The 19342-nt window shown below is 43.7% G+C and carries 21 protein-coding genes and 1 pseudogene; 13 read left to right on the forward strand and 9 right to left on the reverse strand.

Annotation, left to right across the window (positions count from 1 at the left end; genetic code table 11):
• The first annotated feature begins 440 nt into the window (after nucleotides 1-440).
• Nucleotides 441-728 (forward strand): YggT family protein, encoded by a 288-nt coding sequence (locus ACOCD9_RS19000; RefSeq protein ID WP_002763635.1) that lies wholly within the window; start codon nucleotides 441-443, stop codon nucleotides 726-728.
• Here ACOCD9_RS19000 and ACOCD9_RS19005 read toward each other — a convergent pair.
• Nucleotides 725-1165 (reverse strand): hypothetical protein, encoded by a 441-nt coding sequence (locus ACOCD9_RS19005; protein ID WP_287702152.1) that lies wholly within the window; start codon nucleotides 1163-1165, stop codon nucleotides 725-727. The genes ACOCD9_RS19000 and ACOCD9_RS19005 overlap by 4 nt on opposite strands.
• Before the next feature lie 86 nt (nucleotides 1166-1251).
• On the opposite strand from ACOCD9_RS19005, the gene ACOCD9_RS19010 reads away from it, so the two are divergent.
• The 7 genes from ACOCD9_RS19010 to ACOCD9_RS19040 all read left to right on the forward strand — a co-directional run bounded on the left by ACOCD9_RS19010 (nucleotide 1252) and on the right by ACOCD9_RS19040 (nucleotide 6122).
• Nucleotides 1252-1845: a hypothetical protein gene (locus ACOCD9_RS19010; RefSeq protein WP_287702153.1), complete on the forward strand. Its 594-nt coding sequence runs from the start codon at nucleotides 1252-1254 to the stop codon at nucleotides 1843-1845.
• Nucleotides 1846-1908: 63 nt separating this feature from the next.
• Nucleotides 1909-2169, forward strand: coding sequence for a glutaredoxin 3 (grxC, locus tag ACOCD9_RS19015; protein WP_002734665.1), 261 nt, complete (start codon nucleotides 1909-1911; stop codon nucleotides 2167-2169).
• Nucleotides 2170-2184: 15 nt separating this feature from the next.
• A complete protein-coding gene (gshB, locus tag ACOCD9_RS19020; protein WP_419548185.1) occupies nucleotides 2185-3165 on the forward strand; it encodes a glutathione synthase in 981 nt (326 codons plus the stop codon).
• A 150-nt stretch (nucleotides 3166-3315) separates the two neighbouring features.
• Nucleotides 3316-3627 (forward strand): DUF2499 domain-containing protein, encoded by a 312-nt coding sequence (locus tag ACOCD9_RS19025; protein ID WP_061430498.1) that lies wholly within the window; start codon nucleotides 3316-3318, stop codon nucleotides 3625-3627.
• Nucleotides 3620-3937, forward strand: coding sequence for a DUF3593 domain-containing protein (locus ACOCD9_RS19030; protein ID WP_419548186.1), 318 nt, complete (start codon nucleotides 3620-3622; stop codon nucleotides 3935-3937). The genes ACOCD9_RS19025 and ACOCD9_RS19030 overlap by 8 nt, the downstream gene beginning before the upstream one ends.
• Before the next feature lie 172 nt (nucleotides 3938-4109).
• Nucleotides 4110-5129 carry a glycosyltransferase gene (locus ACOCD9_RS19035; protein WP_419548187.1) on the forward strand — a complete coding sequence of 340 codons (1020 nt, stop codon included), beginning with the start codon at nucleotides 4110-4112 and terminating at the stop codon, nucleotides 5127-5129.
• Nucleotides 5130-5246: 117 nt separating this feature from the next.
• Entirely contained in the window at nucleotides 5247-6122 is an 876-nt protein-coding gene (locus ACOCD9_RS19040; protein WP_287702157.1) for a Tab2/Atab2 family RNA-binding protein, read from the forward strand.
• A 44-nt stretch (nucleotides 6123-6166) separates the two neighbouring features.
• On the opposite strand, the gene ACOCD9_RS19045 is transcribed toward ACOCD9_RS19040, so the two are convergent.
• Nucleotides 6167-7660 carry a carotenoid oxygenase family protein gene (locus tag ACOCD9_RS19045; protein ID WP_419548188.1) on the reverse strand — a complete coding sequence of 498 codons (1494 nt, stop codon included), beginning with the start codon at nucleotides 7658-7660 and terminating at the stop codon, nucleotides 6167-6169.
• Nucleotides 7661-7774: 114 nt separating this feature from the next.
• On the reverse strand, nucleotides 7775-9946 hold the full coding sequence (locus tag ACOCD9_RS19050) for a glutamine synthetase III (RefSeq protein ID WP_419548189.1): 2172 nt from the start codon (nucleotides 9944-9946) through the stop codon (nucleotides 7775-7777).
• 421 nt (nucleotides 9947-10367) lie between these two features.
• Between ACOCD9_RS19050 and ACOCD9_RS19055 the strand changes: the two genes are divergently transcribed.
• Entirely contained in the window at nucleotides 10368-10958 is a 591-nt protein-coding gene (locus ACOCD9_RS19055) for a PEP-CTERM sorting domain-containing protein (RefSeq protein WP_419548190.1), read from the forward strand.
• Between the two features lie 92 nt (nucleotides 10959-11050).
• Here ACOCD9_RS19055 and ACOCD9_RS19060 read toward each other — a convergent pair.
• The 3 genes and pseudogenes from ACOCD9_RS19060 to ACOCD9_RS19070 all read right to left on the reverse strand — a co-directional run bounded on the left by ACOCD9_RS19060 (nucleotide 11051) and on the right by ACOCD9_RS19070 (nucleotide 13130).
• Nucleotides 11051-11323, reverse strand: a pseudogene (locus ACOCD9_RS19060) (Txe/YoeB family addiction module toxin).
• The gene (locus ACOCD9_RS19065) at nucleotides 11307-11606 is read right to left on the reverse strand and encodes a type II toxin-antitoxin system Phd/YefM family antitoxin (RefSeq protein ID WP_002763657.1); all 300 of its coding nucleotides are present in this window, start codon (nucleotides 11604-11606) and stop codon (nucleotides 11307-11309) included. Before ACOCD9_RS19065 ends, ACOCD9_RS19060 begins: the two are co-directional and overlap by 17 nt.
• Nucleotides 11607-11693: 87 nt before the next feature.
• Complete coding sequence (locus tag ACOCD9_RS19070; RefSeq protein ID WP_419548191.1) at nucleotides 11694-13130, reverse strand: folate/biopterin family MFS transporter; 1437 nt, start codon at nucleotides 13128-13130, stop codon at nucleotides 11694-11696.
• Nucleotides 13131-13454: 324 nt separating this feature from the next.
• Between ACOCD9_RS19070 and ACOCD9_RS19075 the strand changes: the two genes are divergently transcribed.
• Complete coding sequence (locus ACOCD9_RS19075; protein ID WP_287704509.1) at nucleotides 13455-14042, forward strand: class I SAM-dependent methyltransferase; 588 nt, start codon at nucleotides 13455-13457, stop codon at nucleotides 14040-14042.
• Nucleotides 14043-14710: 668 nt separating this feature from the next.
• On the opposite strand, the gene ACOCD9_RS19080 is transcribed toward ACOCD9_RS19075, so the two are convergent.
• Together ACOCD9_RS19080 and crtE are read right to left on the reverse strand one after the other, a co-directional pair.
• Entirely contained in the window at nucleotides 14711-15163 is a 453-nt protein-coding gene (locus ACOCD9_RS19080; RefSeq protein WP_002791259.1) for a divergent PAP2 family protein, read from the reverse strand.
• Between the two features lie 17 nt (nucleotides 15164-15180).
• Complete coding sequence (crtE, locus tag ACOCD9_RS19085) at nucleotides 15181-16110, reverse strand: geranylgeranyl diphosphate synthase CrtE (RefSeq protein ID WP_287704512.1); 930 nt, start codon at nucleotides 16108-16110, stop codon at nucleotides 15181-15183.
• A 401-nt stretch (nucleotides 16111-16511) separates the two neighbouring features.
• Here crtE and ACOCD9_RS19090 point away from each other — a divergent pair, with 401 nt between their 5' ends.
• From ACOCD9_RS19090 to ACOCD9_RS19100, 3 genes are all read left to right on the forward strand, one after another.
• The gene (locus ACOCD9_RS19090) at nucleotides 16512-17909 is read left to right on the forward strand and encodes a serine/threonine protein kinase (protein WP_419548192.1); all 1398 of its coding nucleotides are present in this window, start codon (nucleotides 16512-16514) and stop codon (nucleotides 17907-17909) included.
• 234 nt (nucleotides 17910-18143) lie between these two features.
• Entirely contained in the window at nucleotides 18144-18719 is a 576-nt protein-coding gene (gene def / locus ACOCD9_RS19095; protein WP_287704516.1) for a peptide deformylase, read from the forward strand.
• Between the two features lie 31 nt (nucleotides 18720-18750).
• Nucleotides 18751-18948, forward strand: a complete 198-nt coding sequence (locus tag ACOCD9_RS19100) for a hypothetical protein (RefSeq protein WP_008203353.1) — start codon at nucleotides 18751-18753, stop codon at nucleotides 18946-18948.
• 214 nt (nucleotides 18949-19162) lie between these two features.
• Here ACOCD9_RS19100 and ACOCD9_RS19105 read toward each other — a convergent pair.
• Nucleotides 19163-19342, reverse strand: a 180-nt coding sequence (locus ACOCD9_RS19105; RefSeq protein WP_287967815.1) for a transposase, incomplete at its 5' end; no start/stop codon positions are given.

A 19342-nucleotide genomic window follows, 5' to 3' on the forward strand; every position in this document is an offset into this window, starting at 1 on the left:
CGCTTGTGGATTTTATCCCCTTCCGTTGGTATCACTGTTTTAGAAGGATTTGGGGCAAAGTTAAGACCAGATTAACCAGAAAGAGTCTATTTTCTTACCTCGCTTTATCGCACGGCAATTATCGCTATTAATCAATTGCCTATCACTCCTGAGAGGTAGTGATTCGGTAAATACTCGGGAGCATCTCACTTATGCAGAGAATACAAAGGTTATGGAAAAACTACTTGAATAATCGGAGACTCCCCAAAAGGAAAACTTCGTACCTCACTATTAAGAAAACTGCTGTATCCAGTTTTCTTACCCGGTGTCCTTCAACCCCGATGAATGCCGATAGCTGGTTAAAACCAGTCAGATAAGGCGGCGAGAGTAACTAAAGACCATTTTTTTGGTAAGATCAAAGCTAAACTAACCATCACGCCCTCTTGAGGAAAGATTTATTTATGAGCGATATAGGGTTTATTTTGACGATAATCAACAATTTCCTGCAAATTTACTCGGTAATCCTAATTGTTAGGGTTTTACTGACTTGGTTCCAAAATGCCGGTTGGGCCTATCAGATTATGTCTTTTCTCAGTCCGATTACCGATCCCTATTTAAACCTCTTTCGCTCGATTATCCCACCCCTAGGCGGGATGGACTTGTCCCCGATTCTCGCATTCCTGCTGCTCAACGTTGTTCAGAGTGTCGTAGCCACAGGGGCCAGCAGTTTGGTCAGCAGCAGTTTCTAAATCCGCGGATCCACACTACTGGTAAAACCGGAAGCTTTGAATTTTTCCAGTCGCAGGGGGGTTGGTTGATTGGTAGAAACAGAAATTCTGATCTCGAAATCACTAATCCCCGGTGGCACTTCGGGAATTGCCCCCACCCGGCTACGATTTTGTAAAGCCGGTTCCCCGTTAGCATCGTAAATCCGACCAAAAACATCGGCATCATAGACGGTTTTTCCAGAATTATTTTTAGCTTTGCCGGTGATTAAAAAACAATTAGCCGGAAAACTGGTTCCCCCACTGGTGACACTCCCCTCGGCTAATTCGGGGGGACAGTCTTTATAAGATACATCTAATAGTTGAATTGGGGTCAAAGCTTGAGCAATAGGGATGATAAGCAAGCTAGACAGCCAGAAGAGAGCAGAAAGCAGTAAAACGGTGAGCGAGCGTGGTGTCATAGATCAGTGATTTTACGGTATGATTTCCCCAATACTTAGATTATCGTGGATCGTCACCCTTTGAAATCAGCTTTTTTAGGACTCTCATGGATCGAGATGAGATTGAAACCACTCTCAAAGCGGCTTTTCTCCAGTGTGAAGCTTTGTCCTGTCCTCTCAATCAACAACAAAAAGAAATTTTGTTAGAGGTGTTTTTTGAGCGAAATTCCCTCGCTGATGGCAATCCCCTCGACGAATTAACATCTATGCAAAGGGAGATTTTGCTGGAATTTATCCTCAAACAAGAACGGGAAAATTTAGCTTGGAAAAGTTCCCTCCTCAATGATTGGCTTAATGATCGCCCTTCCGGTGCGGTACAATTTATCCGCGATCGGTATGGCTTGGCTTGGTTGAATAGCATAAAACCGATTCATTGGCAAGAATATTTACAAAAATTAAGGTTAACCAGAGAAAAATTACAGGTAGGAGATGCGATCGAGGTGTCTAATGGATTATGGGAATGGATTCCCGCAGACGCTGCCGATAGTTGCGACTGGTTTCCCTGTGAGGTAATAGAAGTAAATGAAAGTGAAGATGATTATCGCCCTGTTAGTTGCCGTATTCGCTTTCAAAACGGTGAAGAATGGGAAATACAAGGAATATATCAGTGGAATCGCCCTAATTGGCGTTTTCTGACCTGAAGGAAGATCACTGCTCGGTTATCGGCTAAAATTTAAGATATGTAAAGAAGGGAGATAAATTTTATGGCCGCTAATGTTGAGATCTATACTTGGAGTTCCTGTCCTTTCTGTATCCGCGCTAAAGCATTACTCAAGAAAAAAGGAGTGGAGTTTACCGAATATTGTATCGATGGTGATGAACAAGCGCGAGCCAAAATGTCCGATCGAGCCAATGGCCGTACAAGTGTACCACAAATTTTTATAAACGATCAACACATCGGGGGCTGCGATGACATCTATGCTTTAGATAGAAGTGGTGGTTTAGCTCCCCTGTTGCAGAATTAAGGATAAAAACTATTAATGAAACTAGCCTTTATTATCGATCCGATCGAGCATCTCGATCCGGGCCATGATACCAGTGTAGCTATCATGGAAGCGTCCCAATTATTAGGTCATGAAATCTGGATAACTTCCATCACTGATCTCAGTGCGATTGCGGGAAAAGCTTGGGCAAAACTAACTAAAATTGAACTGGTTCCTGTGGAGTTAAAAGATAATCATTGGGGGGCTGCATCTCAGTGGTATCAAAGACAAGAGACAGTTTTTACCTGCCTAGAAAACTTCGATTTTGTCTGGATGCGAAAAGATCCACCCGTGACGATTGCCTATCTTTATGCCACCTATTTATTAGATCTGATCGACCCACAAAAAACCCAAGTAATTAACTCAACTAGGGGTTTACGCCATGCCAACGAAAAGTTATATACTATTCACTTTGCTCAGGTAATGCCCGCCACAATTGTTTCCCAAGATAAAGCAACGATTAGGGAATTTGTCAATCAAAAAGGTGCGGCAGTTATGAAACCTTTAGGGGGGAAAGCAGGGGAGGGAATTTTATTTCTTAGTCCCGAAGATCGCAATCTCAATTCAATGATTGAAATTAGCACAAAATGGGGACAAGAACCGGTAATGATTCAAGATTATTTACCAGCTGCCAAAGAAGGAGATAAACGCATTATTGTCCTCAATGGTGAACCAATCGGGGCAGTTAATCGCATTCCCACTGGTTCGGAATTTCGCGGTAATATGGCGGTGGGTGGACGGGTGGCAAAAACAGAAATCACAGATCGAGAATTAGAAATCTGTGCCACTTTAGCCCCAAAATTACGAGAAGATGGCCTATATTTTGTCGGATTAGATGTGATTGGTGGCTACCTCACCGAAGTTAATGTCACCAGTCCCACTGGCATTCGCGAGATTGATCGATTAAACAATGTTAGTTTAGGTCAACAGGTGATTAAATGGCTAGAAAGTTTTGCTGGTGCCAAGGCTCTGCCTTGACACACAATATTTAAGGCTCTTAAAATATCCTTCAGGTAGAACATGGGAACGAGATAAGAGAGTAGGAAACTTCTATTTAATACTGCTCACTTAAAACTCAAATCTGATAACTGATAACTTACCCACTGATAACTGATAACTATAAAAAAAATGAATGCTTTATCAATACCGACGTGGATGGTTCATGTATCGAGTGTCGTAGAATGGATAGCGGCAATCTGGTTAGTCTGGACCTATAGCGACATCAGTAGTGATCGATCGTGGCGAATGTTATCTTGGGGAATGTTACCCGCTTTAATTGGGGCCATGTGTGCCTGTACATGGCATTTTTTTGATAATATCAGTGCCTTATCCTGGTTAGTCACCCTACAGGCAGCCATGACTGTCTTAGGAAATTTTACCCTCTGTGCTGCCGGTTGGTGGCTGTGGCGTTCCAGTAAAATTAGCGTTAACAATGAATAAAGAGAGTTTATTTGCCATTTCCCTGTTTCCCTATCTGGGGTTTCTTTGGTTTGTCACTCGTTCAGGAAAAATGCCCCGTTTAGCCCTAATTGGCTTTTATGTGCTGTTAATCTTCGTTTTTATCACCATTCCTGCCGGTATCTACGCCAAAATCCACTATGGTCAAGAATTAGCTAACGTCGATTGGTTACACGGCAGTGCCGAACTTTTCCTCACCCTCTCCAATATTCTCGTCGTCTTAGGTTTTCGTCAGGCAATTTTAGCCAAAAAGCACACAGGGAACAGTGAACAGGGAACAGGGAGTGGATAATGGGAAGTGGGAAGTGGGAAGTGGGGGGTATTTTCAGGGAACAGTGGACAGTGAACAGTAAACAGTAATCAGTGAACTGACAAATCACATCTGATGACTGATAACTGATAACTGATAACTGATAACTGAATTGTGATACAATCGCCCCAAAACGTCCCCGCGTCAGTCAACTATGTACCCGATTACACCGTCCATCAGTGTCAACGAACCAAACTCGCAGGCTGCCATCCAGACTTTATCGGTAGTGGTTCCCATTTATAACGAAGTGGACAGTATTCCCCATCTCGTGGAGAGTATCGCCTCGATTTTGCGTTCTTATCAAATTAACTACGAGATTATCTGTGTTGACGACGGTTCTAAGGACGGTTCCACCGAGGTTTTAACTAATTTAGCTAAAAATCGCGATGATCTCAAGGCGGTAATATTGCGACGCAACTACGGACAAACCCCCGCCATGGCTGCCGGATTTAATTATGCCACGGGACAGGTCATCGTTACCCTTGACGGCGATTTACAGAACGATCCCAATGATATACCCCTATTATTGGCCAAATTAGAGGAAGGTTATGACCTAGTGAGTGGCTGGCGCAAAAATCGCCAAGATGACCAGGTAAAACGGCTTTTACCCTCAAAAATAGCTAATTGGCTGATAGCAAAGGTAACAGGGGTCAAATTACAGGACTACGGTTGTTCTTTGAAAGCCTATCGAGCCGAATTAATCGCCGATATGAATCTCTACGGGGAATTACATCGCTTTTTACCCGCGTTAGCTTTTATTGAAGGGGCAAAAATAACCGAAATTCCCGTTAATCACCACGCTAGACGGTTCGGACAGAGTAAATATGGTTTAGATCGCACAATTCGCGTGATTATGGACTTATTTACTGTCTTTTTTATGAAAAAGTTCCTCACCCGTCCGATGCACATTTTTGGACTCTATGGACTGTTATCGATGGTAGTGGGGATTATTTTAGGCACTTATCTGACTATTCTCAAACTCGGTTTCGGACAAGACATCGGCGATCGACCTTTGTTAATCCTGGCCGTGTTATTCTTTTTAACTGGGGTACAATTACTCTGTTTTGGTCTTTTGGCAGAAATTTTGATGCGAACTTACCATGAATCCCAAAAACGTCCTATCTACCGCGTTCGTACTGTTGTCGGGGATAGGGGATTTTTCAGTGAGCAGTAAACAGTAAACAGTGAGCAGTAATCAGTGAAAAGACATCTCGGAACTTGCCACTTAATATTGTTCACTTAAAACTCAAATCTGATAACTGATAACTGATAACTGATAACTGAAAAAAATATGACTATTTGGGAACTTGATTTTTATTCGCGGCCGGTGGTGGATGAAAATAATAAAAAAAGATGGGAATTATTAATCTGTGAAACTCCGGCAACAATCGATCGCTCCTCCGATACAATATTTAAATATGCCAGTTATTGTCCTAATACGATGGTTAATTCCCAATGGTTATCAGAGGCAATTACTGCAGCTATCAAGGCAGCGGGAGTAACTCCCAAAAAAATTCGCTTTTTCCGTCGTCAGATGAATAACATGATTAGCAAAGCTTGTGAGGATATCGGTATTCCCGCTTCCCCTAGTCGTCGCACTCATGCTTTAACGAGATGGATAGAAGAAAGAATGGTTAATTTCTACCCCCAAGAAGTTGGTTATGATCAAAATTTAACTAAAACCGCTTCCGTGAATTATCCTCCTTTAAATGCTGTTCCCCTTCCCGATGCTGTCCGGGGAGATAAGGCAGATAAATGGGCTTTTGTCACGCTAGAATTGTCTTCTTTTAATGATTTAAAAGATTGGGATATTAGCTTCGGAGAAAATTTGCCTATACTAGGGATGGGATTAGATGAGAATCTAAAAATCCCCGGTTTAGTTATTTTTTCCCCCCGCGCTTTACCCCTAGCTGGTTGGATGTCAGGGTTAGAAATGGCCTATTTAAAGTTAGAAACCAGTTCCCGTCCCGTGCTACGTTTAGAAACGGGTGCTAGTGATAGTTGGATTCTCGTCAATGTCACTAATACCGAGACTTTAACCGAAGCCAAAAATTTTGAAGAAGCTAAACAAAAAGCCAATGATCTGCATTTTTTAGCCGTTCAATCTAACCCTGAATCGGAATCCTTCGCCGGTTTTTGGCTACTACAAGAAGGCTCTCAAGAGTAAAGTTTAGTCAAGGTGGGTTTTCAATCCACCCCTAGACAATTAACTTAAAAACATTGTCCGGTCCAACTACCGTGTAACCCGTAGGGAATATGATGTTTAAGATGGATAACCCCTAGGGAATTAGTGATATCTTTAGCATCTAAGATTACCATATTCGATCGATGATTGGCTGCATCGTAGGTGACTACCAATAACCAACCATCATCTTCAGCAATTCCATCGGGTTTAGGCACAAAAATTGGTTCACCCGCAAATCCCCGGGGAGCAAAAGAATGTAATTGTTTTTCTCCCGTTAATAAGTCCAGTTTTAAGATTGCTTGCAAAGGAGCATTACCAGTGGCATGATGAGTGGCAGCGATGTATAAATAACGGTAATCTCGACCAACTTTTGCAGGATTAATGCTGGGAAACTCACAACAATGCTCTAGAATACATTCTCTTGTAACGGTATTTTCTGATAAATTTAGTGTAAATCGCCACAGATGTCCTGGAGCTAAACTATCAAAATCTACCGATTGAAAATTGCTATTTGAATCCAGTTGTGGTAGGGATTGATAACAAATAGAATCAATATAAATTTTCTCCCCCCCTTCGACGTAGCTCGGGGCAAGTTGTTCAAAAGCATTGCTATGATGGAAGACAAAACCTGATGGAGTTTCTAAAACTTTCACTTCTCCTTTGTTAGGATCCCGGGGGATAATAATAATCTTAGTTAACTTGTCCGGTTGATTAATGACGCATTCTCCCGCACCTTTTAACCCAAAAAGAAAGGGAAAAGGATTATAACCAACCGGGTTTTGGAAAAAGATGGCGTAGTGGGGAGTAATAACAAAATCGTGGATAAAACAAAAGCCCGGTACACTGTGGGTATGACGACGTAATAACTTACCCGTGGGACTAATTTCGTAGAGAGTAATGGCACTCGACAAACCCGTTTTAATGGCAAAATTTACCAGACAAGGTTGATGATTATCGAAGATACAAGCGGGATCGATGCGAGGATGAGCGGCAAAAGAATCGCCTTTTTCCAAGATACCATCGAGATAGTCTAAACCAATAGTATCAAGGGTTTTAGCATCGAGGCGATGGGGTTCGGCCGCTTCCCAAAGTGCCAGTAATTTATCACCCCAGTAGATAACATTAGTATTAGCAATATTTTTCAGACGCAAATCAAAAGCATTGCCGAAAATTCCCCCCGGTTTTTTCGTGCCGAAAACACCGCGATAAAGGGGTTTTCCCGCTTTCTGTTCCCGGAGATAACCCTCGGTTTTCACAAAACGATTACGATAATGTACGCGCCCATGATTGAAGCTAATCGCGCTGATCATACCATCCCCATCAAAGGGATGAGCGATCGCAGTGCCAGCGATATCGAGTAAACCGGGGCCGTTTTTAAAGACTGTACCCTGTAAATCGGGGGGAATTTGCCCCTCGATGTCTTCTACCTCGTAATCGTACTCGTTAGGTTGGGATTGATAGCCTTTTTGCCAATCCTGACGATTATAGGATTTTTCGCCAATTGTCGGAGTTAATACCATGGTAGTTTTAAGTTTATATTTACTTTTCTTAACATAACTTAAAACTACCAGAGATAAAAAGAAGGGGGTGGCTAATCATTTTTTCAGCCTATTTACCCCCTCCTTGCCGTCGTGTTATTTAACAAACAACATTTCCTGATAGGTAGGTAGCGGCCAGAAATTGTCGGCCACTTCCCCTTCCAGCGTGTCAGCATATTCGCGCACCTTATCCATCAAGGGACGGATTGTTTGAGCGGAATACTGCATATGTTCCTCGATCGAGTCAAAATCGTGTTTAGCAATGGCCTCACTCAGTTTACCAACGCTATCCATCATTAACTTAATCAGATTCGAGAGGGTTTGGGCGTTTTCCTTATTGATCTCGATGCCGATCGCCGCCGCATTAGAGATCGCTGAAGACAATTCCGACAAGTAGCGAACAGCAGCGGGATAAATAATCGTTTTAGCCATACTTACCACCAGTTTCGCCTCCACTTCGATGGCCAGTAAATACTGTTCCGCATAGACATCGAAACGACTTTCCAGTTCAACGGGGGTAAACACACCCATGCGGGTAAACAGTTCTTCAATATAATCGGCTTTCAGCACGGGTAAAGCATCGGCGGTGGTGCGGAGATTAGCCAAACCGCGCTCTTCTACCGCCATTTTGTGCCATTCCGGGGAATATCCGTTACCTCCGAAGATCACATTTCTGTGTTTGTCCATGATCTCCTTGAGAACACCCTGGGCAGCAGTCTTGAGGTCTTCCCCAGCTTTCATCCGGCTTTCTAAGTTATCCGCCACCCAAGTCAGGGAATCGGCTAGAATCGTGTTCATCGCCACCAGCGGCCCAGAAACTGACTGATTAGAACCCACAGCGCGGAATTCAAAGCGATTGCCCGTAAAAGCAAAAGGAGAGGTACGATTGCGATCGCCAGGATCCTTGGGGAATACCGGCAGGGTATCGACACCCAGATCCATCAACCCCGGGGCATCAGAACCCTCAATTCGGCCTTGGCTAATTTGGTCGAATACCTTTTCTAACTGGCTGCCCAAATATACGGAAATAATGGCGGGAGGAGCTTCATTTGCCCCCAAACGGTGGTCATTGCTGGCAGTAGCCACCACTGCGCGTAAAAGCGCCCCGTACTTGTGAACGCCACGAATCACCGCCCCACAGAATAACAAAAACTGCATATTAGCGTGGGGAGTATCGCCCGGATCCAACAGATTGCCCTGGGTGGCGTTGCCGACGGACCAGTTAACGTGTTTTCCCGAACCATTAATTCCCGCAAAGGGTTTTTCATGCAGTAGGCAAACAAAACCGTGTTTTTTAGCCGTACTTTTCAGCAAAGTCATAATTAACTGCTGATGGTCACTGGCCACGTTAGCAGCCTCGAAAAAGGGCGCAATCTCGAACTGTCCGGGGGCGACTTCATTATGGCGGGTTTTAGCTGGAATGCCGAGGCGATACATTCTTTCCTCTACTTCCTGCATAAACACCTGAACCCGTTCGGGAATCGCGCCAAAATAATGATCGTCGAACTGTTGACCCTTGGCGGCGGGTTTACCAAATAGGGTGCGACCGGTGAGCAGTAAATCGGGGCGACTATGGGCAAAATGAGCATCGACTAGGAAATATTCCTGTTCAGCGCCGCAGCTGGAGTTAACGGGGGCGACTTCCGTATGTCCTAAGAGCTTCAGCACCCTGGTGGCGGCTTTACTCATCGATGAAATCGAGCGTAAAAGCGGCGTTTTTTTGTCGAGGGCCTCTCCTGTCCAAGAGATAAAAACCGTGGGGATACACAGGGTGACACCATTATCCGTCTCCATAACGTAGGCGGGACTGGTGACATCCCAAGCGGTGTAACCCCGCGCTTCAAAGGTGGAGCGAAGTCCGCCGTTAGGAAAGGAAGACCCGTCCGGTTCTCCCTGTACTAAGACTTTGCCCGTAAATTCCGTGATCACCGAACCGTCGCTCTGCACAGAGATAAAACCATCGTGTTTTTCGGCGGTGGCGTTAGTCATCGGATAGAAGACGTGAGCATAGTACAGCGCCCCTTTGGACGTGGCCCAATCCTTCATCGCTGCCGCTACCGCACTGGCGATGGAAACGTCTAATTTTCCCCCGGTTAAAATCGTGTTTTTGACCGACTTGAATACGTCTTTGGGAAGACTGGCCTGCATTTTGCTCAGGGTAAAGACATCGGTTGCCCAGAGGGCCTCTAAACGTTGAGGAATTTTGCTGGGTAGGGGTTTACGATCCGTTACTTGAGAGATAGCTTGAACACGGGTTCCATAACTCATAAGTATTTTTCCTATTTTGCTGTGTCGTGGATGAAGGGTTACTTTACTTAGGCGATGACAAGTTTCCTACTGATTTTGATGTTGAATTCCGGTCAGAGGCTATTCTCCGCTTAATAATTTTGATCCCACGGCACAAGCTTCTCTGCGGTTTTTATCTGCTTGCGCCGGCCTCTTTCCCGATCAATTAGCAACACCAGCCTTAATCTTAAGAACAGATGATCGAGAGATTTGTATCAAAGATTACAAATATCCCAAACCCGATCTTCCACAAGCGATCGCACTGAGAAAACGGGTTTCTCAAAGAAACCCGTTTTCTGGAGTATAGATAAAACTCTATACATCTATGCAATCGATAAAAAAGTGATATTTGACAAAATCGGGGGGGGGGTAAAATGCTGGTGGAATTTGCCCAAAATTGCCCATGAATTTTACAACTAACTTCAAATCTATCTCTCTGGCTGGTGTTGTCTTCGCTGGCACAGTTAGCGCGATCGCTGTACTGACTGTCCTCCCCGCCAGCGCCGCTTCCTTCAACTTCTTCCAAGGTGGCTACTCCGAAGGTGCTACCATCACCGGGATGTTTACCGGCGAAGATTTAAATAATGATGGTTTTATTCACTTCTTGGATGGTGAAGTCACCGACTACATGATGTCATTCTCTGGCAACTCCCTCGTCCCCGCCTTCTCCCACGGGCTGCCTGACTTCTTCGGGTTAGTTTATGTACTGGGCAGCGATATCGGCAACTTTTTTGATTCTGACGGGATAGCTTCCAGCAATGGCACAACTTTCTACGGCGCGTCAGGTGGAACTGAGCTCTATCCCGTCGATCCCAGTCTGCAATTTCCTGGCGGCAAAGTCGGGACATTCGCCGGTGCGCTCGATACTACCACTGAATTCGTCACTGTCAACACCGTTCCTGAACCGAGTACTGTATTAGGTTTAGGATTGTTAGGCTTGGGTGCATTGGTTAAACGCCAGTTAACGCCAAAGCCAGACAGCGACAAAGCTTAATTAGTTCCCCAATCCGTGTCATAGAAAAGGGGTTTCTTTGAGAAGAAAACGGATTTCTTTGAGAAACCCGTTTTCTGGAATACATAAGCTGTTTAAGTATAGTGATATCGTGCTGCTAAAAACTCAATGCGGTCATCTTTGACTCGATAGACTAGACGGTGTTCTGTGGTAATTCGGCGTGACCAAGTATTAGCTTCAAGATACTTTATGGGTTCTGGTTTGCCTATTCCAGTAAAGGGATCGGCGGTGACAGATTCTACGAGATCGAGTAGGAGAAAGGCGATTTTTTTATCTGTTTTGTACCACCATCTTAAATCTTCTCGAAATTAACTGTCAAAGACAATTGCCCTACTCTTGGCGTTCAATTCCTAACTCCTGACAAAGTTCTGTAACTGTCTGTCCCGGTATTGTTTGAACGTCCCTCTCCATTGAACGTTCCAGTGCTGCCAATAACTTTCGAGCATTCGCAGGCGATCGCAAAAGATAAACGGTTTCTAATAAGCCAGTTAATTCCTCTGCGCTTAATAGTGCCATATCTTTATGACCAGGGCGAGTAATAATCGCCATACTATTCTCGCTTTCCAATCGATCCAGAAGGCTCGCTAAATTTTCTTGAGCTTGAGTGTAGGTAGTTTGGATAGAAAACATAAGGCGAGGGCAACGAGTTGATTCGATTTTAGCTTATTTCATCAACTGAGAAAACGGGTTTTTTAAAGAAACCCGTTTTCTGAACTGTCAATCTCTTGTGTCGATTAATTCGGGGACAAGTTCAGGAATAAAACCGGGTTCAGCTAAAGAACCAGTAACATGATGTTCAAAGACTTCTGCAGGGGGAAAAGTTTTCTTGACTTCCTGAGATTGCGGATCCGTAGAAGGTAGCCATTTAATTAGGGGTAAAGGTAGGAGAGTAGAGAGATTAGTAATCACTACCAATAACCAAAGGTTATCAAAATTAGTTTCGGTGACTCCCAACCAATGGGTTAATAAAGCGCCGATTTCTTGGGAAACTAATCCCGACATATTCCAGATAGACATTAATAAAGCGAATAGAGATGCTTCAATGCCCACCGGACAAAGACGGGCCGATAAAATTAAGACGGGTAAAAAGGCAATTTGTCCCATGACGGTGAGGATGAGACTATCCCCCAAACTAAACCAATGATCGTCAATACCGAGCGCTCGATTAGTATGGGTAACTAAGAGTAGGGTAGTCATCCCTAAAAGCGCAGAAATCACCGTACTCCAACCCAAAATTAAACGAAAGGAAATCGCTTTTAAAAACCGTTGATATACCCAGATGCCCAGGATCGAGGCTAAACTGGTGACTAAGCGCACTCGTCCTAAAAATTCCGGTTCAAATCCTAACTCGTTGGTGGTGAAGTAGAAAAAGGCAGAATCGGCGCTAGGGGTAGCCTGCCAGAGAAAAATAAAGGCAGTGGGTAATAAAATTGATTTTTGTCTAATTGCTGACCATAATTGCCCGATTTGCTCCTTGACTTTGGGCGTGGATTGTGAGTCATTGTTATTCTTGATTTTTTCCTCTGTAATTAAAAACGCCATGGCTGAGGCAATCAGGGGAAAAATAGCCGTAAGAGCGAAGACAGGACGAGTGCCGAGGTGTGCCAGTAACCAACCACCGAGATAAGCTGTAATTAAGCCGCCTAGCGCCGATATTCCCCAAGTTAAGGACTGTAGAGAGCCGGATTGAGTGAAGGACTCTCTGCGGGCCCTTTCTACTACCAAAGAATCGACGATGACATCGCTAATAGTGACAGAAAGGGAACCAAGCAGGATCGCGGCCATCGCTTGCCAAGCATTCTCCACCACAGTGGCTAGGGCCAACCAAGCTAAAACCCCGAGAATTCCCGATAAAATTAGGTAGGGCCGACGACGATAGCCGAAAATAGGCAAACCATCCGAAAGAAAGCCAAAAGCTGGTTTAATCACCCAAGGAATCGCCGCCACTCCGATTAATGCCCCCATCTGGGAGGGACTCAAGGCCAAATCGTCTTTTAAAAAGAAGCTAACCGCTAATCGGGAGAGTCCGAGAATGCCTTGCACGAAATAAACCCCTAAAATGCCAATTAATTCGGGATTAGGGTCATTTCCGAACAAGATACTCTCTTTAAGGAATTTTTTCCCGCGATCGATGCCAAGGCGATTAATAAGCATGAAGTTTCATAAATATTTGTTACTGTCTCTATAATAATGATTGAGCGCTCGATCGGTGCGTTAGCTGTTAGGGTTTAACTGTTGAGCTTTAGGTTTTGGCGGTTGGGTATTGCGTTTTAGGGTTTTAGTTGAATTTCCCTGCTCCGGCGCTCCCCACTTCCCTATTCCCAATCGGCATAACAGGCTCATTGTCATTTTATCGGGAAATTTTCTTGCGATCGCTCTGTTAATAGACAGAAAGATTCTTAAAAAAATGTGTATTTGGTGTGATATGCGGAAACTTTCCGTATGATCCTCAGTTAGGTTTACCAACAAAGGCTGGAGATGAAAAAAGTTCTAAACGTAGGTGGCAACAGCAAGGCGATTCCGCTTCCGCCCCAATATTCAGAATTTGAACACTTGCTGCTCGATATTGACCCGAAAGGTTCACCAGATATTGTGTGCGATGCGCGTAATCTTACCACCCTTGAAAGTGGTCAGTTTGACGCTGTTTACTGCTCACATAACCTTGAACACTACTACCGACACGATGTACAGAGAGTCCTAGCTGGGTTCCTACACGTACTTAAGGACGGCGGTTTTGCACATATTCGGGTTCCGGACATCCAGGAACTGATGCGGATCACAATTGACAGGGGTTTAGATATTGATGATGTCCTGTATCAATCACCGGCAGGGCCAATTATGGTTCTAGATGTCCTTTACGGTTATAGCGTTGAAATCGAGCGCAGTAAAAAAGACTTTTTTGCTCATAAGACCGGTTTTACACATAAATCGTTGTTGAAAGCCTTGCAAAAGGCTGGCTTCTCAAAGATATATATTGCTGCTGGCAATCTTGAAGTGTCTGCTTTGGCATTCAAAGTGGCGCCAGATCATGATACACAATTACTATTTAGCCTCCCTCCTGACTAGGGCTTGCTGAATAATGGTAAAACCCTTTTAAAATAAGGCTTTTGACCTGTTAAAATCCGATGTTAGTGGCATAAAACAGGATTGGGAATTTCAAAAACCTGGCATTATCCTTTTTTTTAGTACGCAAACTGGTACAAAAAAGGAGGGCAACAAAGCCTGAAACTCCTACCTCGCAGCCTCGGAGCCTTCTACCTGAACCCACCCTAGGCCTTTTTCAGCAAACCCTACCTACACTTTCAGGTACTGACCACTGTAGCTTGTCCTTTAGCCACGGTAGCTAAAATAGCTAAAACTTGAGGTGTTATACTAAATCCAGTTATTAAAAACTGATTATTTATTCCCCCTTTTGCCTTTTGCCCCTCTTTTATAAGTAGCCTATACTCAACGGATTTAGTATTAGAGGTTTGAGATTAGCTAAACGCTTGGATGGTGCTTGCAAAACAATTACCCCAATATCAAACCGCCGTTTCCTGATTACACAAGAGGTTTGACATCCTCACCGCCGTAAACGGACGGTGAGGATGTCAATGCTATTCTTCTTCCTTCCACGCATAAACGAGAAGGGAAAACCGCGAAAGCCTTCAATTTTTGGGGATTGTAACATAAGTGATTACCCCAGATTTTCAGTGATTAAATCTAGTTTATCTCAACCCCAGAAAACACCTCAATTAACGACAGAGTAGCACCATGGCGATACCGATACCCAAACTTAAACCGACCAGCACCTGAAAAGGAGTATGACCAATTAATTCCTTTAAACGTTCCTCGTTAAATTCCTTGCCCTCCTGGAACATTTCATCGATAATTTGATTGAGAATCCGGGCCTGTTTTCCTGCTGCCTGACGCACTCCGGCCGCATCATACATAACAATAACCGCAAAAAGCGCAGCGATTGCAAATTCGGCACTAGACCAACCCATCTGTAATCCTACCCCAGTAGCCAAGGCCCCCACCAGTGCCGAGTGAGCGCTAGGCATTCCCCCCGACGAGACTAGATAGCGCAGACTCACCTTACCATCGCGGATTAACTCAATCAGCGCTTTTAGTCCCTGGGCAGTGAAACAAGCTAAAAGAGAGACTAGCAGTATTTGATTGTGTAACACCTGCTCGAAGTCCTGCATAATCTCATTCGTTTAATTTAATTTTTACGATTAACAATATACTCGGCGATGGCCCGTAAAGGTTCGGCGGCCTCATCGTAGCCACTCAATTCATTGATGGCACTATCTATTAACTGTTGAGCTTGCTGGCGGGACCCTTCTATCCCCCAGAGACTAGGATAGGTGGCTTTTTGTGCCTGTAGATCCTTACCGGCGGTTTTACCCAATTCCTCCTTTGTCGCCGTGATATCGAGAACATCATCGATAATTTGGAAAGCCAAGCCAATATTTTGGGCATAACGGGCTAATTTAGCTATATCTTCCCCTTTTGCCCCCGCTAAAACTGCCCCCGACACCACAGAAGTCTCCAACAGGGCGCCGGTTTTCTGAGTATGGATAAAACTGAGAGTTTCTGCCGAAATATCCGGTTTTCCTTCGGATTCCAAGTCTAAAACCTGACCTCCCACCAAACCCGCTGCCCCGACCGTGCGACCTAAACGGGCAATTACCTCTAAAATCTGTAGGGGAGGTACATTACGAGTCTGGGTAGCCACATACTCGAAAGCGTAGGCCAGGAGACCATCCCCAGCTAAAATAGCGATATCTTCGCCAAAAACCTTGTGATTGGTTAATTTCCCGCGTCGGTAATCATCGTTATCCATGGCGGGTAAATCGTCATGAATTAATGACATAGTGTGTATCATTTCTAGGGCGCAAGCGGTGGGTAAAGCCATCTCTAGGGAACCCCCCATCAATTCACAGGTAGCCAGACATAAAATCGGCCGCAGACGTTTGCCACCAGCGAGGAGAGAATAGCGCATCGCCTCGTAGATTTTGGCGGGATTGCCGATAACTAAAGAGCTATCTAAAGCTGACTCGACAATCAACCGCTTTTCCTCCAGATAGGAAGCCAGAGAAAAGTTCTCGTTTTTCCTCACTTCTACTCCTCGTTCGCCCCTAGTAACCATGTCTTTTTGTCTTGAACCGACTGCTTTTAAAACTATATCAGGAAACTCCACCTCGATCAGAATTAAACTGACTGCTCCCTTGTCCCCTAAGCTGTTGACTGTCTAAATTACGCCTTCAGACTACATGGCAGCGCCGCAGTTGCTATTCCGAACATTTGTACTAAAAACTCCCAGACCGAGAGAGGTCCTTTTTTTAGATGCCTATTTTCTCTTTTAACCTGAAAAAATACCTCCCTCAGTCCAGAGACTAACAAAAAACGGGCGATATAATTGAATTTCGCCGCAATTATCATCGGAGATGCTGAAGTTTTGATGATTCGGTCAAACTTCCGTTTTCTTAGCTTGCGGTTGAGAAATTTCTCGATTAGCCTAGAAGTAGGATTATCCTAGGAATATATTGTATGCTGCCAGGGCAAATTTTAGGCGATCGATACCAAATTCAAAGTCAGTTAGGTAAACAAACCGGAAGACGCACGTTTCTGTCCCAAGATCTAAAAACGGGCGCTACTGTTGTCGTCAAATTATTAATCTTCAGTCCCGATTTTGAATGGACAGATTTAAAACTTTTTGAACGGGAGGCCGAAACTCTTAAACATCTAGATTGTCGCTCGATTCCTGAATATATCGACTATTTTGAAGTTCGCACCGATACCTATCAAGGTTTTGCCCTTGTTCAGAGTTATATCGAGGCTAAATCTCTCAAGGAACAGATAGAAAATGGCCGCAAATTTAGTGAATCAGACCTGCAAGAATTAGCTAAATCTATCCTAGGTATTTTAATTTATCTCCATGGACTTAACCCGCCAATTATCCACCGAGATTTGAAACCTAGTAATATTTTACTAAAAGATCGATCGGGTCATAGTATCGGTAATGTTTATTTAATTGATTTTGGTTCTGTCCAGACTGTTGCTCAACAGGAACAGGCCACTTTAACTATTGTCGGAACCTACGGTTATATGCCCCCCGAACAATTTGGTGGTCGCACCGTTGCCGCTTCTGATTTATACAGTTTAGGAGCCACTTTAATCTATCTAGCTACAGGCATTCATCCCGCCGATTTACCCCAAAAAGATGGCAAAATTCAATTAAATAATTTAGCTAATTTAAGCCCTGCTTTTGTTCATTGGTTAGGACAGTTAATCGAACCTAGTCTCGAAAAAAGGTTTGTTTCAGCACAGGCAGCAAATCAAGCTTTAAATACTCTCCACGAAATGCAATTAACTTCCTCTAACCTTGAAAAACCCGCAGGGAGTCGGGTACAGTTGCAAAAAAATGAGGAGAAAATTAAAATATCTTTACCTCCCGAAGGTTTTACCCCTAAATTAATTTATCTTGGCACCTTTGCCATCGCTTGGAATTCTTTTTTATTAGTATGGACAGGAGGAGCCGTTTCTATTCCTCTGTGGATGAGTTGGTTTTTTCTGCTCTTTTCCTTGCCCTTTTGGTATGTGGGTTTAGGAATGCTTTACCAGATTATTTATTGTCTCAAAGGGGAGGAAATTATCACTATTGATAGTCAAGAAATTATTGCCATTCAGCGAATTTTTGGTTTTACACTTCCAGGCAAAAAGAAAATGGCAAGGCAACATATTAATAAACTGGTGAAAGCTGATAGTTATCATACCAAAGATGGTGATGGTGATCAAGTTTATGTGCCGATGGCTTTAACTATTTGGGCGGGGACTAAAGAATATACTATTAGCAGTAAGATAAAAGCCTATCTGAGTAAACCCGAAATTGAATGGTTAGCAGCGGAATTGAGCCAATGGTTAGGAATACCAATTACTAATAAGTAGCTGGTTACAATCAGCTTTTTTCTCCCTTCTCCCCACTCCCCCACTGATTACTGATTACTGATAACTGAAAAATCTCCCCACTTTCCCACTTCCCACCCCCTGATATGGACGAACTGTGTGTGATCGGTGTAAAATTTTATGAAGAGTCGGTGCTTTTTTCTCCCTTTTCCTGAGAAATGCCCCAGAGCTAGTGACTAAGATCAACATTGTGTCATCCCATCGATAATTAAGTTTATGAACGCCACTATTACCGTAGAAAAACGCAAATTAGAAAAACCCCCTTTAGAACTGCATTATCTCGGCGATCGAGTCTTGCGTCAACCGGCCAAGCGGATTGCTAAAGTCGATGACAGCATTCGCCAATTAGCCAGAGAAATGCTGCAAACTATGTATAGTTCCAATGGTATCGGTTTAGCGGCTCCGCAAGTGGCAGTCAATAAACAGTTGATTGTCATCGATTGTGAACCCGATAAACCAGAAAATCCGCCCCTAATTCTGATTAATCCCCAAATTATCGGTTATAGTCGGGAATTGTGCAAAGCGGAAGAGGGTTGTTTGAGTATTCCCGATGTGTTTTTAGATGTCATCCGTCCCCAAGCGATCGAAGTGAGTTATAAAGATGAACAGGGGAAACCACGAAAACTGCAAGCTAACGGTTTACTAGCGCGGGTAATTCAACACGAAATGGACCATCTTAATGGTGTCATGTTCGTGGACAGAGTAGATAACGATTTGGCACTCAATGAAGAATTAAAAAAACACGGTTTTTCCGTGCAAGCGGTGAAACCGGTCGAGAAAGTGACAAAATAAAGGCATTAGTTAATTTAGGTGAGGAGTGAAGATGACCCCGAAAAGCGGCGTTTTATTGTTATTATCCTGTATTGCAGCAATCGCTGGTGTGGGTTGTGTCTTTGAAATTAGTTCGGGAGAACCGGATTTAGGCAATACCACCACTGGCCTAATTCTAGCGGCAAGCATACCATTAACAGCCCTATTTTTTTGGGCGGCGGTTAAAGACACGAGAGCCAATTACAAATAGAATAAATTCCCCTCGGTTATCTAAAAATTGGCATAATTTTCACGAGCAGAAGAGAGAATTTATTTCTCTCTTTTGTCTGTTTTAATTACAGGATAAATTGTCAGAAAAAGTTACTACTTTTGAGGCTTTTATCATCTTTTATGACAATCAATTATATCCCGACCTCTGAAAATCTGATTAGGTAAGATGGTTCTTCCGAACTTACCATGTAAAATCAACTAGCAAAATGCCAATTTAATAAACATCTAAGACGAAAGTTTTTAAAGTTTCTAAATCCATAGCCTCTCCTTTTAATCACCTTCAGTTTATTATTAATTCCTTCCACTGTTCCCTGGGTTGTTCGGTTATCAAAATAGGCAGTTATTTCGTCAATCCACCGCCGAATTGTCTGGCA

Origin of the sequence: Microcystis sp. (assembly GCF_048564745.1) — a bacterium.
GTDB lineage: Bacteria > Cyanobacteriota > Cyanobacteriia > Cyanobacteriales > Microcystaceae > Microcystis > Microcystis ichthyoblabe_A.

Excerpts from the sequence above, each read along its gene's own strand:
- ACOCD9_RS19000 (WP_002763635.1), top strand. The coding sequence starts at position 441 with ATGAGCGATATAGGGTTTATTTTGACGATAATCAACAATTTCCTGCAA.
- ACOCD9_RS19005 (WP_287702152.1), bottom strand. The coding sequence starts at position 1,165 with ATGACACCACGCTCGCTCACCGTTTTACTGCTTTCTGCTCTCTTCTGG.
- ACOCD9_RS19010 (WP_287702153.1), top strand. The coding sequence starts at position 1,252 with ATGGATCGAGATGAGATTGAAACCACTCTCAAAGCGGCTTTTCTCCAG.
- grxC (WP_002734665.1), top strand. The coding sequence starts at position 1,909 with ATGGCCGCTAATGTTGAGATCTATACTTGGAGTTCCTGTCCTTTCTGT.
- gshB (WP_419548185.1), top strand. The coding sequence starts at position 2,185 with ATGAAACTAGCCTTTATTATCGATCCGATCGAGCATCTCGATCCGGGC.
- ACOCD9_RS19025 (WP_061430498.1), top strand. The coding sequence starts at position 3,316 with ATGAATGCTTTATCAATACCGACGTGGATGGTTCATGTATCGAGTGTC.
- ACOCD9_RS19030 (WP_419548186.1), top strand. The coding sequence starts at position 3,620 with ATGAATAAAGAGAGTTTATTTGCCATTTCCCTGTTTCCCTATCTGGGG.
- ACOCD9_RS19035 (WP_419548187.1), top strand. The coding sequence starts at position 4,110 with ATGTACCCGATTACACCGTCCATCAGTGTCAACGAACCAAACTCGCAG.
- ACOCD9_RS19040 (WP_287702157.1), top strand. The coding sequence starts at position 5,247 with ATGACTATTTGGGAACTTGATTTTTATTCGCGGCCGGTGGTGGATGAA.
- ACOCD9_RS19045 (WP_419548188.1), bottom strand. The coding sequence starts at position 7,660 with ATGGTATTAACTCCGACAATTGGCGAAAAATCCTATAATCGTCAGGAT.
- ACOCD9_RS19050 (WP_419548189.1), bottom strand. The coding sequence starts at position 9,946 with ATGAGTTATGGAACCCGTGTTCAAGCTATCTCTCAAGTAACGGATCGT.
- ACOCD9_RS19055 (WP_419548190.1), top strand. The coding sequence starts at position 10,368 with ATGAATTTTACAACTAACTTCAAATCTATCTCTCTGGCTGGTGTTGTC.
- ACOCD9_RS19065 (WP_002763657.1), bottom strand. The coding sequence starts at position 11,606 with ATGTTTTCTATCCAAACTACCTACACTCAAGCTCAAGAAAATTTAGCG.
- ACOCD9_RS19070 (WP_419548191.1), bottom strand. The coding sequence starts at position 13,130 with ATGCTTATTAATCGCCTTGGCATCGATCGCGGGAAAAAATTCCTTAAA.
- ACOCD9_RS19075 (WP_287704509.1), top strand. The coding sequence starts at position 13,455 with ATGAAAAAAGTTCTAAACGTAGGTGGCAACAGCAAGGCGATTCCGCTT.
- ACOCD9_RS19080 (WP_002791259.1), bottom strand. The coding sequence starts at position 15,163 with ATGCAGGACTTCGAGCAGGTGTTACACAATCAAATACTGCTAGTCTCT.
- crtE (WP_287704512.1), bottom strand. The coding sequence starts at position 16,110 with ATGGTTACTAGGGGCGAACGAGGAGTAGAAGTGAGGAAAAACGAGAAC.
- ACOCD9_RS19090 (WP_419548192.1), top strand. The coding sequence starts at position 16,512 with ATGCTGCCAGGGCAAATTTTAGGCGATCGATACCAAATTCAAAGTCAG.
- def (WP_287704516.1), top strand. The coding sequence starts at position 18,144 with ATGAACGCCACTATTACCGTAGAAAAACGCAAATTAGAAAAACCCCCT.
- ACOCD9_RS19100 (WP_008203353.1), top strand. The coding sequence starts at position 18,751 with ATGACCCCGAAAAGCGGCGTTTTATTGTTATTATCCTGTATTGCAGCA.